Source organism: Kitasatospora sp. NPDC056651, assembly GCF_042792155.1.
Taxonomy (GTDB): domain Bacteria; phylum Actinomycetota; class Actinomycetes; order Streptomycetales; family Streptomycetaceae; genus Kitasatospora.
Genome location: NZ_JBHTWX010000088.1, coordinates 1 through 13,584, shown reverse-complemented (window position 1 = coordinate 13,584; position 13,584 = coordinate 1). Strand labels below are relative to the sequence as shown.

Below are 13,584 nucleotides of genomic sequence, written 5' to 3'. Positions count from 1 at the left end.
GGGGGGTGGCTTGTCCCGGCCCCCCCCCCCCCCGGGCCCGGGCCTTTCCCGGGCCCCGGGCGCGGGGGGGGGGGGGTATGGGGCCCCCGCCCCCCCCCCCCCCACCGCGCGCTACCTGCCGCGCGCTACCTGCCGCGCGCTACCTGCCGCCCGCCCTGCGGCTGCGGCGGGTGACGGAGTCGAGGACGACGGCCGCCAGCAGCACCGCTCCGGTGATCATGTACTGGATGGCCTGGGCGGCGTGGACCATGTCCAGCCCGGTGGTGATGGACTGGATCACCAGGATGCCCAGCAGCGCCGACCAGGTCTTGCCGCGCCCGCCGAAGAGGCTGGTGCCGCCGATCACGGCCGCGGCGATCGCGCTCATCAGCACGTTGCCGCCGCCCAGTTGCTTGTCCGCCGAGCCCTGCTGGGAGGCGTAGAACAGCCCGCCGAGGCCGGCCAGGAACGCGGCGAGCACGAACACCGAGATCCGCACCCGGGCGACGTTGACGCCGGCGCGCCGGGCCGCCTCGACGCCGCCGCCGACCGCGAAGACCTGCCGGCCGTAGCGGGTGCGGCGCAGCACGAAGTCGGTGAGCAGGACGGCGCCGAGCAGCACCACCAGGGACAGCGGCAGGCCGCGGTCCTGGTTGAGGGCGTAGGCGGCGGCCAGGGCGAGGACGGCCAGGGCGCCCGCGCGCAGCGCGCTGTCGGCGGCGGGCGCGGCGGTGAGGCCGGCGGCTCGGCGGCGGCGGGCGGTGTGCAGGCGGGCGGCGAGGTAGAGGGCGGGGGCGAGGACGGCCAGGCCCCAGGCGTAGGCGATGTCGCCGTCGCCGAGGAAGGTGGTGTCCAGGCTCGCGACGATGCCCTCGTGGCGGTTGTTGACGGTGCCGCCGTCGCCCAGCACGTACTCCTGCAGGCCGCTCCAGGCGAGCATCCCGGCGAGCGTGACGACGAACGCGGGCACGCCGACGCGGGCGAAGAACAGCCCGTGCAGCAGTCCCATGACGCAGGCCGCGCCCAGGGCGGCGAGGATCGCCACCCACTCGCTCCAGCCCTGGCGCGCCGTCAGCACGGCGGTGATCGCGGCGCTCGCGCCGGCCACCGAGCCCAGCGAGAGGTCGATCTCGCCGAGGATCAGTACGAAGACGACGCCGACCGCGATCAGGCCGGGCCCGGCGATGAAGCGGGTGATGTTGGTGAGGTTGTCGGCCTGGAGGAAGTGGTGGGTGACGGCCTGGAAGACGACGGCGATGACGACGAGGCCGACGACGACCGGCAGCGAGCCGAGTTCGCCGGAGGCCAGGCGCCGGCGTACGGCCCGCGCGTGCTCGGCCCAGCCCCGCGCGGGCGGGTGCAGCCGCGGATCGGGGGAAGCGGCGGGGGAGGGGGTGTCGGCGGGGGAGGGGGGTGCTCCGGGGGTGCTCATACGGCCTCGGCCTCCTCGGTGTGGTCGGCGCGCCGGGCCCGGCGGCGGGCGTGGGCGTTGTCGGTGGCGCCGGTGATCGCGGCGACGATCTGCTCCTGGGTGGTGCCCGCCACCGGGAAGACGCCGTTGTTGCGGCCCAGGCGCAGCACCGCGACGGTGTCCGCGACCGCCCGGACGTCGGCCATGTTGTGGCTGACCAGGACCACCGCCAGGCCGCGTTCGCGCAGCCGTTCCACCAGGTCGAGGACCTGGGCGGTCTGTTCGACGCCGAGGGCGGCGGTGGGCTCGTCCAGGACGACCAGGGACGGCTCGCCGACCAGGGCGCGGGCGATGGCGACGACCTGCCGCTGCCCGCCGGACAGCGCGGCCACGGGGGTGCGCACGTCGGGGATGCGGATGGCGAGGGTGTCGAGCAGGTGGCGGGCCTGCCGCTCCATGGCGACCTCGTCGAGCAGGCCGCGGCGGCGCTTCTCGCGGCCGAGGAAGAGGTTGGCGATGACGTCGAGGTTGTCGCACAGGGCGAGGTCCTGGTAGACGGTCGCGATGCCGAGGGCGGCGGCGTCCTGGGGGCGGGCCAGGCGGACCGCCTCGCCGTGCCAGGTGAGGGTGCCCTCGTCCACGGGGTGGACGCCGGCGATGGTCTTGACGAGGGTGGATTTGCCGGCGCCGTTGTCGCCGACGAGGGCGAGGACCTCGCCGGCGTGGACGGTGAGGTCGACGTCGGTGAGGGCCTGGACGGCGCCGAAGCGCTTGGAGACCGCGCGCAGTTGCAGGACGGGTGCGCCTGTCACGTGAACAACCACCTTGGGGGAGGGGCTACTTGATTCCGGCGGCGGCGCACGCGGCGGCGTAGTCGGCGGTGCAGATGTCGGAGGCCTTGTAGAGGCCGTCGGCCAGGACGGTGGCGGCGATGTCGTCCTTGGTGACGACCTTGGCGTCCAGCAGCTTGGACGGGATGCCCTTGGCGGTGTCGCTGTCGAAGCTGTCGGTGGCGATCGCCTTGACGTCCTTGCCCTGGAGCAGGGCGACGGCCAGCTCGGCGGCGGTCTCGGCGAGCGGGCGGTAGGCCTTGTAGATGGTGTACGCCTGGTCGCCGCCCACGATCCGCTGGACGGCGTCCAGTCCGGCGTCCTGGCCGCCGACGGGGACCTTGATGCCGGCGCCCTTGAGCTGGGTGATGATGGCGGCGGCCATGCCGTCGTTGGCGGAGTAGACGCCCTGGAAGCCGTTCTTGCCGAACTCGGTGACGGCGGCGGAGATCTTCTGCCCGGCGACGGTGGGGTCCCACTGGCCGGACTGCTCGTAGACGACCTTCTTGACCTTGCCGTCGAGGACCTTGTGCGCGCCGGACTTGAACTGCGCGGCGTTGGGGTCGGCCTCGTCGCCGTCGATCATGACGATGTTCGCCTCGGCGGCTCGCGGGCCGAGCGCGTCCAGCAGGGCCTGGCCCTGGAGTTCGCCGACCTTCTCGTTGTCGAAGGAGGTGTAGGCGGCGACCGGGCCGGAGGCCAGCCGGTCGTAGGCGAGGACCTTGACGCCCTTGGCGGCGGCCTGCTCGACCCAGCCCTGGGTGGACTTGGCGTCGTACGGGTCGAGGATGATCACCTTGACGCCCTGGGTGAGCAGGGTGTCGAACTGCTGCTTCTGCTTGGCGGCGCTGCCCTCGGCGTTGTTGTACAGCACCTTGCAGGACGCGCACAGGGACGTGACCTTGGCCTCGATGAACGGCCGGTCGAAGGACTCGTAGCGCACGGAGGAGGCGTTCTCGGGCAGCAGCAGGCCGATGGCGTTCGGGTCGCCGCCGGCGGCGGAGGAGGAGTCGCCCTTGGCGCCGGCGGCCTTGCCGCAGGCGGCGGTCATGGACAGGGTCAGTGCGAGGCCCACGGCGGAGACGAGGGCGCGACGCAGTGCGGCGTTCATCGGATACCTCTCCCTGGGGTCGCCGCGGCGTCGCGGCGGGGTGGGGGGAGTCAACCTTGGGCGCGTACATGACGTCAATAAGTAAAACCGTACTGCCGGGAATCCATCACCACTCGTTATCTTCGTGAACACGCCGCGGACGTCCCGAGGCGGCCCCCCGGCCCTCCGGGCACACGCGAACGGGGGCGCCCGCCGGTCCCCCGTGCGGCGGGCGCCCCCTGCTCACGCCTGACGGTACGTCAGGGCTGGTCGAGCGTGATCGAGTTGATCGGCCCCAGGTCGTAGTAGACACCGCGCTGCGCCGCGATGTCGTAGACGCAGTCGGTGCCGCCCGAGCCCCGGCACAGGCGGGCGTGCGCGCCGCCGGTCTGGTTGTTGAGCACCCAGTGGTTGCCGTACTGGTTGCTCAGCCGGTGCGCGCCGTAGCTCCAGTAGACGTCGCTGGGCGAGGCGGCCGGGTCCTGGTTCTGCGGGTAGACGCAGACCGCGCCGGACGGGCAGCCCGCCCAGTCGTCGGCGGAGGCGCTGCCGGCCCCCGTCGTGGTCAGGGCGGCGGCGGCCATCGCCAGGGCGGCGATGGCGTGGGTGATCCTGCGCATGGTGGTGCTCCCTCGGCTGGTGCGGGGCCGGACGGCCGCTCGCCGTCCGGTGCCCGTCAGCCTAGGAATCCCGTGCCCGCGGCGGTCCCTGACATCCGACAGGGGCGCGCCCGCCCGCCCCGCGAGCCGGGGCCCGGGCCGGCCGGATGGGCGGGCGGGCGGGCGTCCCCCGACCCCCGGCGGGCGGGGTCAGGCGGCCCTCGGGGCAGCCCTGCCGAGCAGCACCGGCAGCGCCCGGTGCCCGTTGGAGATCAGCGAGTCGACCGGGAGCAGCCGGGCGTCCGGGGCGAGGGCGAGGTCGGGGAAGCGCGCGAACAGCCGGCTCAGCGCGGTGCGCCCCTCCAGGCGGGCCAGCGGCGCGCCGAGGCAGAAGTGCACGCCGTGCCCGAAGGCGAGGTGGTCCTTGACGGGCCGGGTGACGTCGAAGTCGGCGCCGCTGTCGCCGTAGCGCACCGGGTGGCGCCCGGCGGCCGCGTAGGCGGGCAGGATCGCCTCGCCGCGGCGCACCGTCACCCCGCCGGGCAGCTCGATGTCCTCCACCGCGAAGCGCATCGGCAGGTGCGCCACCGGGGCGTTGCGGCGCAGCGCCTCCTCGACCACGTCCTCCCAGCCGGCCTGGCCCGCGCGCACCAGGGCGAGCTGGTCGGGGTGGGTGAGCAGGTCGGTGACGCCGTTGTCGATCAGGTTCACGGTGGTCTCGTAGCCGGCCGAGACGATCAGCAGCACGGTGTCGCGCAGTTCCTCCTCGCTCAGCGCCGAGGAGCCGCCGTCGCTCTCGGCGTCGCGGGCGGCGATCAGCGCCGAGGTCAGGTCCTCGCCCGGTTCGCGGCGCTTGGCGGCGATCAGCTCCTCCAGCAGGGCCAGGAACGCGCTCGCGGTGGCCGCCGACTCCTCGGGGGTCAGGACGGTGGAGAAGACCTTGTCGACCATCCCCCGGAAGGTGTCCGTGATGTCGCGGGGCAGGCCCAGCAGCCGGGAGACGACCTGGACCGGCAGCGGGTAGGCCAGGCGTGCGCGCAGGTCCACCACCTCGCCGGGGGCGCACGCGGCCAGGTCGTCCAGCAGGGCGTCGGTCAGCTCCTCGACGCCGGCGGCCATGGCGGCGACGTGGCGGGCGGTGAAGGCTCCGCCCACCAGCCGGCGCAGCCGCCGGTGGTCGGCGCCGTAGGCGTTGAACATGTTGCGCACGCCCACCCACAGCGCCAGCGGCCAGGTCCGCAGCGCCTGGTCGTAGCCGGGCCAGTGCCGCAGGCCGTCTTTGGAGACGCGGGGGTCCTTGAGCAGTTCCTCCAGGAGTTCCGGGTCGGACACCGACCAGGCGTGCACGCCCAGGATGTCGACGGGCGTGGCCGCGCCGCGCGCGCTCAGCTCGGCGCTCTCGGCGTCGCGGGCGCGGCCGGTCGGGTCCAGTACGAGACGCTCCACGGGGGCTCCTCCACTCGTCGCGGCGGCGGTGCGCGGCCGCACGCCGCGCACCGGGACACGAGGATGCGCCCGGGCGGCGGGCCGCGTCGAGAGGGCCTGCGCCGTTCGGGCCTCAGGTCCGCAGCCGGCCCGCCTCGTGCACCCCCGCCGGCGCCACCGCCGCGGTGGGGCGCTCGAACAGGGCGCCGCTGCGGCTGCCGGGCGCCGTACGCACCCAACGCCAGCCCCGCGCACGGTAGTAGGCGTGCAGGGCGGCATTGTCGCTCCACACGTTCACCCGCAGCACCCGGGCGCCCGAGCACCCCGCCCGCCAGGCGGCCCAGTCGCCCAGCCGGGCGCCGACGCCGCGCCCGGCATGCCGGCGGTCGACCGTGAACGAGCTCAAGTAGCGCGCCGGACAGGCCAGTTCCTCCGCACTCCACAGGCGGGGGCTGCCGGTGGGACGGATCGTCACGGTGGCGACGGCCTCGCTGTCCGGCTCCAGCGCCGCCACCACGGTCGCGCCGCGGGCGATCAGCGCCAGGCCCCGCTCGGGGTCGTACGGGGACGACCACTGGGCCGAGCCGTGCTCCAGGGCGATCCAGGCGGCGGCCTCCGCGCGCAGGGCGGCCAGCCGGGGCAGGTCGCCGGGGTGCGCGGCGCGCACGTACAGCGCGTCGTCCGGCGCGTCGTCCGGCATGGTGTCCGGCGCGGAGTTCAGCACGGCAGGGCGGGTTCGAGGGCCTCCAGGGTGAAGCCCGCGCGCAGCGCCTCGACCAGGCGCCGCCCGCCCTCGGTGAGCGCGGTGCCGTCGGGGGTGGTCAGCGAGTGCCGGGCGACGATCCGCGCCAGCGGCACACCGGGGTGCAACACCATGCCGGGGGAGGGCAGTTGCAGGAGAACGCAGTCGTCGGGGCCGCACTCCAGCAGGCCGAACCCGGTGCCGCGGTAGCGGAGCCGGCCGTCCCTGAGCCGGTGCAGGCCGCCGCCGGGCGCGCCCGCCACCCGCACCGTGGGGCCGCTGTGCCGCACCACCAGCTGCACGGCGCCCGCCGCGTCCGTGCGCCCCTCACCGCCGGTGACGTGCCCGTACAGCTCCAGCATGTGGCGCAGCGCGGACGGCAGCGCGCCCTCGGCCGACTCCACCTCGCCGAGCAGCCAGGTCGAGCCCTGCATGCGGCAGTTGAGCTCCAGCAGCACCGGCCGGTCGCCGTCCAGGACGAAGTCCGCGCCGAACAGCCCGCGGTAGCCGAGCGCGGCCAGCGCCTCGCCGACGCGCCGTGCCATGGACCCGGCCCGGGCCAGGGGCAGCGGCGCCAGCAGGGCGGGAGCGGCGAAGTCGCAGCCGGAGTAGGCGCCGAAGGGCGCGCCGACGCCCTCGACGCGGGTCAGCTGGACGGAGGGGCGCAGCAGCCGCACAGTGCCGTCCGCCGACACCAGGACGTGCAGGTTGACCGCCGGGCCCTCGACGTAGCCGCTCACCAGCCAGGGCCCGCCACCGGCCCGGCGGATCGGGTGCAGGCCGTCCTCCTCGGCGACCAGGTGGGTGCCCTTGCCGCCGGAGCCCAGCGGCGCCTGCACCACGTAGCGCCCGCCGAAGCGCCGTCGCAGCTCCCGGTGGTCGAGCACCGGCACCACCACGTCGGACGGGGTCACCGCCCCCGTCGAGCGCAGCCACGCGCGCTGGACCCGCTTGTCGCCCAGCACCGGCATCGCCGGCATCGGCGGCGGCTCCACCAGGCGGGTGCCCAGCGCCTGAAGCGCCGTGCGCCACTCGGCCTTCATCGCGGTGTAGGGCAGCAGCGCCAGCTCCCGGCCCCGCCAGCCGCCGCCCGCACCGCCGCCGCCGTCGTCGGCGGCGGCGGCGATCCGGCGCAGCACCTCGTGGACGCCCACCCCCAGCGAAGTACCGTCGCGCACCATGGAGTGCGGTTCCAGCGCGCGGAACCGCGCCCCGGACCCGCCCGGCCCGGACCCGCCGGCCCCGGACCCGCCCGGCCCGGACCCGCCGGCCCCGGACCCGCCCGGCCCGGACCCGCCGGCCCCGGACCCGCCCGCCCCGAACCCGCCCGCCCAGCCCGCGTCCGCGCCCTCCACGCTCAGCACCTCGGCCACGCAGCCGGTGCGCAGCAGGGGCAGCGCGAACAGGGGACGGGGGCAGCAGGACAGCCCGGGCACGGCCCGCAACCGGGCCACCGCTTCGTCACAGGATGTGATCACCCACGCGATTATGGAGAGCCCGGACCGAGCCCCGCCGCCACCGCACCCCCCACCCCGCCCCGCACGTGGCCCGCCCCGCCCCCACCCTCACCCGAACGGAGGAGCGCCCCGCGTTGACGGCCCGCCCGCGCCCGCTGTCGGACGCCGGGACTACCGTGCACGAATGACCGACCGCACCCTCGACCTGCGCCGCGACGAGAGCACCGGCCGCTGAAGCGTCGACGGCCTGGTCGCCGACTACCCGGGCCTGGCCCACCGCCTGGCCTGACGTCGCGCCCGATTCCCGCGCCCGATCCCCGCGCCCGGTGTGCTCGCGCGCACGCTGGTCGCCGACACCAAGCGGCACTTCGGCGCGGCGTAGCGGCCCGGGGTCGGCTATTCGGCGTGGACGGCCGACGGCACCCCGCCGCCGGCCGAGGTGTGCCGCTCCAACAGGGCACGCAGCGCCCCCGGGTCGGCGGCCGCGCGCTTGGGCAGCGCGACGAAGCAGTTGCCGCCGCGGCTCAGCAGCACGAACAGGCGCTCGGTCTCCATGAAGCGCGTCAGCTTCGTCCACGTCAGGGCGTTGCTGCCGCGATGGTCGGTGACGCTCAGCCCGCTGCCGTCCACCACCGCCCGGCGCTCGCCGCGCCGGGCCGCCCGCCGGCGCGCCGACACCAGCTGCCAGCGGGGCAGGAACAGCGCCAGTGCCACCAGCGCGACGGTCACCACCACGTCCCCGGCCGCCATCCGGCCGTCGGCCGCCTCCAGCGCGCACCCGAGTGCCGAGAAGCCGGCGATCGCCCACGGCGCGATCCGCGCCAGCCGGCCCGCGACGGTGTGCCGTGCCTGAGCGGCGAAGGACTCGCGCAGGTCCTCGGCCGTCAGCTCGTACACCAGCTCCACGCGTTCCTGCTCCACCGCTGCACTCCTTGATCCACTCGCCGGCGAAACGCGGATCGTAGCAGGCACCCGGCGGGCCGCCGCACCCCGGCTACCCCTGTGACCAGCGGCTTTCCACCACCCCGCAGTCGTACGCCGACACCCCGTCGAAGCGCAGGCCGTGCTCCACCAGCCACGGCCCGAACACCCGGGTGCCCGCGCCGGCGAACCCCGGGTTGACGAACAGCCGCAGCTCCTCGGCCAGGCCCTCGCGCAGCAGCGCGGACACCAGCCCCGCGCCCCCGAAGCACAGCAGCCGCCCACCCGCGGCCGCCTTCGCCCGCGCCGCCGTGTCCGCCAGGCGGCCGGTGAGCACCTCGGTGCGCGGCCAGTCCCGCCGCGGCCGGCCGGTACGGGAGAGCGCGAACTTCGGCAGCGCCCCGATCGCCCGGGCGAAGTCCCAGTCCCCGTCGCCGGGGTGCAGGGCGGCCATCCGCTCCCAGTGCCCCAGGTACCCCTCGTCGGCCATCGGCCGGCTCAGCAGGATGCCCGAGGCCTCCGCCAGCAGCGCGTTGAACGAGGACCTGAGGTCCGCGCTCCACGGCCAGTCGGGCCCCCAGTTCCACAACTGCCAGTCGGAGACCGGCACTTCACTGTTCACAAAGCCGTCCGCCGACACCTGCATCGCCACGACCAGCCTGCCCGCGCCCACCGTGCCACCCATGTCGCACCTCCTCGCGGGCAGGCTAGGCGACGGGTGTGACAACCCGGCCCGGGAACGGGCCGAAGGGCCGGGCCGGTTGGCCCCGGAGTCCGCCGCCATCACCCGATCGGGTGGCGGGCCGCGCTGTTTCCCGTGCCGGTGGCAGGTGCCTCGTTAGCGTCGGGCCATGATCGTGGAGTCGTCAACTGGGCTGACGTACCGGCGATTTGGCTTATTGTCGTACGAGTAAAGAGGCATCGACGCATGGCAGACAAGCGCCTGAAGTCCTGGGGCAACAACCGCTCCGGCCAGCTCGGGGACGGCACCCGGGCCGACCTGCGCACCACGGCCACCACCGTCCTCGGGCTCACCGGCACCGAGGTGGTGAAGATCGCCGCCGGCGGCTCCGGAACGAGCCTCGGCCACGGACTGGCCCTGCTGGCCGACCGCACCGTGCGCTCCTGGGGCGTCAACGGCTCGGGCCAGCTCGGCGACGGCTCGGTGTTCGGCCACAACGCCCCCGGCCAGGTGGCCGACCTCACCACCGTCACCGACATCGCCGCCGGCGGCGCCCACAGCCTCGCCCTGCTCGCCGACGGCACCGTGATGGCCTGGGGCCAGAACACCCACGGCCAGCTCGGCGACGGCAGCAGCACCGACAGCGGCATCCCGGTACGGGTCGAAGGCCTCCACAAGGTCGTCGCCATCGCCGCCGGCCTCCACCACAGCCTCGCCCTGCGCGAGGACGGCACCGTCTGGGCCTGGGGACACGGCCTCAACGGCCAGCTAGGCGACGGCACTTCGGCCAGCCGCGGCACCCCCGCCCAGGTCACCGCTCTGACCGGGATCACCCGGATCGCCGCCGGCGCCAACCACAGCCTCGCCCTGGCCGGCGAACCGGGCACCGGCAACACCGTGAAGGCCTGGGGCTACAACGCCACCGGCCAGCTCGGCGACAACACCACCATCAACCGCTTCACGCCCGTCACCACCCAGGGCGCCTGGAGCGGCGGCATCACCCAGATCGCCGCCGGCGCCAACCACAGCCTCGCCGTCACCGACAGCGACGACCGTCTCAAGGCCTGGGGCCAGAACACCTCCGGCCAGCTCGGCGACGGCACCACCGTCTTCCGCGTCACCCCCGTCACCGTCCCCGGCCTGAGCGGCGTACGGCTGGTGGCCGCCGGCCGCGAGCACACCATGGCCCTGTCCGGGAACAGCACCGTGCACTCCTGGGGCCACAACGGCTCCGGCCAGCTCGGCGACGGCACCACCACCGACAGCACCACCCCGGTGGCCACCCCCACCACCCTCACCGGCATCGACAAGCTCGCCGCCCCCGTCGGCGGCGACTTCAGCCTGGCCAACTGACGCGGCGCGAGCCTCCCCCCGGCCCCGCCGCCCCGACCCACCCCCCGAGGTAGCCATGTCGAACGTCAGACTGACCACCAACCACGGCGACATCGTCCTGCGCCTCGACGCGGACAAGGCCCCGGCCACCGTGGAGAACTTCCTCCAGTACGTCCGGGACGGCTTCTACGACGGGACGCTCTTCCACCGGGTCATCAACACCTTCATGATCCAGGGCGGCGGACTGGAACCCGGCCTGAGGAAGAAGGAGACCCGCGACCCCGTCCCCAACGAGGCCGACAACGGCCTGAAGAACACCCCGTACACCGTGGCCATGGCCCGCACCATGGACCCCCACTCCGCCACCGCCCAGTTCTTCGTCAACGTCGCCGACAACGGCTTCCTCAACCACACCGCCAAGACCACCCGGGAGTGGGGCTACACCGTCTTCGGCGAGGTCGTCGAGGGCCGGGACGTCGTCGACGCCATCAAGACCGTCCCCACCGCCACCAGGGCCGGCCACCAGGACGTCCCCAAGGAGGACGTCGTCATCGAGAAGGCCGAGATCGTCGAATAGGACGCGGGGCGCGCGGGAAGCCGCCCCGCCCGGCTTCCCGCGCACCCCGCCCCCGCCCCCGCCGGGGAGAACCCGCGGTACGGCGCGACGGCGCGGCGCGCGGGGCCACCCGGGCGGCCCGGGGGAGGAGCGGGGAGGAGCGGATGCGTGAGCGCCCCCACGGGCCTAGCGTGGCCCCATGGAGCTGTTCCCCCCGATCCCGCTGGCGCAGTGGCGGGACTCCAAGGAGACCCTGCACCGCTTCGCCCAGATCGTCGGCAAGGTCCGCCTGGCCCACAGCGCCCGGCGCAACCACTGGTGGAACGTCCCCTACCACCTCACCGGGCGCGGCATCACCACCCGCCCGATGGCCACGGCCGACGGCGGCGGGACCTTCTGCATCGACTTCGACTTCGTCGACCACCGCCTGCTGGTCTGTTCCTCGGACGGCCGAAGGGTCTCCTTCCCGCTCACCGGGCAGTCGGTGGCCACCTTCTACCGCGACACCCTCGACGCCCTCACCGCGATCGGCGTACCGATCGACATCCCGCACCCCCACCCCTTCGACCTGCCCGACGCCGCCCGCCCCTTCGCCGAGGACACCGAACACGCCGCCTACGACCCGTTCTGGGTCAACCGCTACTGGCAGGTCCTCAGCCAAGTCGCCCTGCTGCTGGAGGAGTTCGCCGCCCGCTTCTGCGGCAAGACCAGCCCGGTGCACCACTTCTGGCACACCTTCGACATCGCCGTCACCCGCTTCTCCGGCCGTGAGATCGCCCAGCCGGCGACCGTCGACCCGGTGACCCGCGAGGCCTACTCCCGCGAAGTCGTCAGCTCCGGCTTCTGGTTCGGCGACGACACCATCGCCAGGCCCGCCTTCTACTCCTACGCCGCCCCCGAACCCGCGGGCCTGGCCGGCAACCCGCTGCGCCCGGGCACCGCGAGCTGGCTCGAACGCAACGGCAGCCACCTGGCCGTCCTGGACTACGACGACGTCCGCGGCGGCGACGACCCGCGGGCCACCGTCCTCGACTTCTACGAGTCCGTCTACGAGCCCGCGGCCCGCCTGGCGGGCTGGGACGTCGGCGGCGAGGCCTCACCCGGCGGCGTCACCGACCCGGTGGCGGCCCAGGGCGGTGCCTGACGGCCGGGTGGCCGGCCGGCGGCCGGGGTGGGTCGGCCGGCGTCGAACCGGCCGCCGTCTCCCGGCCGTTCTCCTTCACGGGGCACGCACCGATCTGACACGCCGGGGCCGGAATGCGGTGGTCCCGGGGCGGCCATGGGTTAGGTTCCTCGGTGAATTGCGCATGCCAATCACCGTGGGGACGGAGAGAAGGATGACGGCCGTGGGGGCGTACCAGCAGAGGGTCCTGGAGTTGTTCGACACCATCGACGCCGATCTCGACGGCGCGATCACCTGGGACGACTTCCAGCGCGTCATCGACCGACAGCTCGGCGCCGGGCCGCAACGGCGGCTGGTGGAGGAGGAGTTCGACGGACTCTGGGCGGCCCTGCGGGACGCCGGCCTGGACCACGGGGGCCGGGTGTTCCGGGGCGAGCTGCTCGCGGACGCCGACCGCAGGGCCGCCGGGAGCACGCCCGACCCGGCCCCCGAGCACGTCACCCGGTTCGCGTGCGCGGCGTACTGCCTGATGGACACGGGTCGGGACGGCCGGGTCGGCAAGGCGCAGTTCCGGCAGTACCTGAAGGCCCGGAGCATCACCGACCCCGCCGCCGTCGAGGAGTTCGACCGGCTCGACCGCTCCGGTGCCGGGTTCCTCACCCGGGACGACCTGCGCGCGGCGGGCCGGCGCTTCTTCGCCGACCCGAACCCGGGCGTCCCCCGGAAGTGGCTGACCGCCCTCTTCTTCGCCTGACGGCGCACGCCCGGATTTCGGGTCAACCCGGCCTGCCCGCAGGGCGGTTGGGCTGGGCCGTCCGGGCGGGCGGGGCCGCCCGCCCGGTCGTTGGCCCGGCCGGGCGGCGGCGTTGCGCCGTCCGGGTAGCCGACGCCGGGTCCGGCGGTGGCGGGAGGTTTTGGTTCGGGTACGCATCGGACCCGGCGCCGGGGGCAGTCCCCGTCGACGAATCCGCACCTTCCCCGAACCCGCAGGAGGCCGCCATGGCCCGTACCAAGCCCATCGTCCTGACCGCCCTCGCCGTCGTCGGCGTCCTGGCCGCGAGCACCGCGGCCGTCGCCGACAACAAGCCCGTCACCAGGCCCGCCGCCAAGCCGGCCGTCGTCGTCCCCGGTGACCCGGCCGCCGCCAACCCCTCGCTGCTGGCCGCCCACGACCAGGTCTTCGGCGACTTCGTCGACGTCGCCCCGGGCGGGAACGGGTTCGCCACGGTGGCCTGTCCCTCCGGCGAGGTGCCCACCGGCGGTGGCGGCCAGACCAGCGCCTTCCGGATCTTCTTCACCGACTCCTACCCGAGCGGCAGCGTCTGGGTGGTGCGCGGCACCAACACCAACACCGTCACGGAGTCGATCCGGGCGACCGCCGTGTGCACCACCCCCTGACCCGGGCGCCGCGACGGCCCGGGCCCGGCCTTGGCGGAC

The 13,584-nt window shown here is 74.8% G+C and carries 14 protein-coding genes; 5 read left to right on the top strand and 9 right to left on the bottom strand.

Features of this window, described 5'->3' with window-relative positions; genetic code table 11:
* Positions 1 to 139: 139 nt before the first annotated feature.
* The 9 genes from ACFRAR_RS28175 to ACFRAR_RS28135 form a co-directional block, all read right to left on the bottom strand.
* Positions 140 to 1,411, bottom strand: a complete 1,272-nt coding sequence (locus ACFRAR_RS28175) for a sugar ABC transporter permease (RefSeq protein WP_380701137.1) — start codon at positions 1,409 to 1,411, stop codon at positions 140 to 142.
* Positions 1,408 to 2,202, bottom strand: coding sequence for an ATP-binding cassette domain-containing protein (locus ACFRAR_RS28170; protein ID WP_380701135.1), 795 nt, complete (start codon positions 2,200 to 2,202; stop codon positions 1,408 to 1,410). Before ACFRAR_RS28170 ends, ACFRAR_RS28175 begins: the two co-directional genes overlap by 4 nt.
* 25 nt (positions 2,203 to 2,227) lie before the next feature.
* On the bottom strand, positions 2,228 to 3,331 hold the full coding sequence (locus ACFRAR_RS28165) for a sugar ABC transporter substrate-binding protein (RefSeq protein WP_380701134.1): 1,104 nt from the start codon (positions 3,329 to 3,331) through the stop codon (positions 2,228 to 2,230).
* A 239-nt stretch (positions 3,332 to 3,570) separates the two neighbouring features.
* A complete protein-coding gene (locus tag ACFRAR_RS28160) occupies positions 3,571 to 3,930 on the bottom strand; it encodes a hypothetical protein (RefSeq protein ID WP_380701132.1) in 360 nt (119 codons plus the stop codon).
* Between the two features lie 189 nt (positions 3,931 to 4,119).
* Entirely contained in the window at positions 4,120 to 5,355 is a 1,236-nt protein-coding gene (locus tag ACFRAR_RS28155; protein ID WP_380701130.1) for a cytochrome P450, read from the bottom strand.
* Between the two features lie 112 nt (positions 5,356 to 5,467).
* Entirely contained in the window at positions 5,468 to 6,058 is a 591-nt protein-coding gene (locus ACFRAR_RS28150; protein ID WP_380701128.1) for a GNAT family N-acetyltransferase, read from the bottom strand.
* The gene (locus ACFRAR_RS28145) at positions 6,052 to 7,554 is read right to left on the bottom strand and encodes an ATP-grasp domain-containing protein (protein WP_380701126.1); all 1,503 of its coding nucleotides are present in this window, start codon (positions 7,552 to 7,554) and stop codon (positions 6,052 to 6,054) included. Before ACFRAR_RS28145 ends, ACFRAR_RS28150 begins: the two co-directional genes overlap by 7 nt.
* A 375-nt stretch (positions 7,555 to 7,929) precedes the next feature.
* Positions 7,930 to 8,454, bottom strand: a complete 525-nt coding sequence (locus ACFRAR_RS28140) for a YcxB family protein (RefSeq protein ID WP_380701124.1) — start codon at positions 8,452 to 8,454, stop codon at positions 7,930 to 7,932.
* Between the two features lie 73 nt (positions 8,455 to 8,527).
* Positions 8,528 to 9,139 (bottom strand): dihydrofolate reductase family protein, encoded by a 612-nt coding sequence (locus ACFRAR_RS28135; protein ID WP_380701122.1) that lies wholly within the window; start codon positions 9,137 to 9,139, stop codon positions 8,528 to 8,530.
* Between the two features lie 243 nt (positions 9,140 to 9,382).
* On the opposite strand from ACFRAR_RS28135, the gene ACFRAR_RS28130 reads away from it, so the two are divergent.
* The 5 genes from ACFRAR_RS28130 to ACFRAR_RS28110 all read left to right on the top strand — a co-directional run bounded on the left by ACFRAR_RS28130 (position 9,383) and on the right by ACFRAR_RS28110 (position 13,545).
* Positions 9,383 to 10,489 carry an RCC1 domain-containing protein gene (locus ACFRAR_RS28130; RefSeq protein ID WP_380701120.1) on the top strand — a complete coding sequence of 369 codons (1,107 nt, stop codon included), beginning with the start codon at positions 9,383 to 9,385 and terminating at the stop codon, positions 10,487 to 10,489.
* A gap of 55 nt (positions 10,490 to 10,544) precedes the next feature.
* Positions 10,545 to 11,045 carry a peptidylprolyl isomerase gene (locus ACFRAR_RS28125; protein WP_380701118.1) on the top strand — a complete coding sequence of 167 codons (501 nt, stop codon included), beginning with the start codon at positions 10,545 to 10,547 and terminating at the stop codon, positions 11,043 to 11,045.
* A gap of 178 nt (positions 11,046 to 11,223) precedes the next feature.
* Positions 11,224 to 12,168 (top strand): DUF5996 family protein, encoded by a 945-nt coding sequence (locus ACFRAR_RS28120; protein ID WP_380701116.1) that lies wholly within the window; start codon positions 11,224 to 11,226, stop codon positions 12,166 to 12,168.
* Positions 12,169 to 12,361: 193 nt separating this feature from the next.
* Positions 12,362 to 12,901, top strand: coding sequence for an EF-hand domain-containing protein (locus tag ACFRAR_RS28115; protein ID WP_380701114.1), 540 nt, complete (start codon positions 12,362 to 12,364; stop codon positions 12,899 to 12,901).
* 245 nt (positions 12,902 to 13,146) lie between these two features.
* Entirely contained in the window at positions 13,147 to 13,545 is a 399-nt protein-coding gene (locus tag ACFRAR_RS28110; RefSeq protein ID WP_380701112.1) for a hypothetical protein, read from the top strand.
* Positions 13,546 to 13,584: the final 39 nt, after the last annotated feature.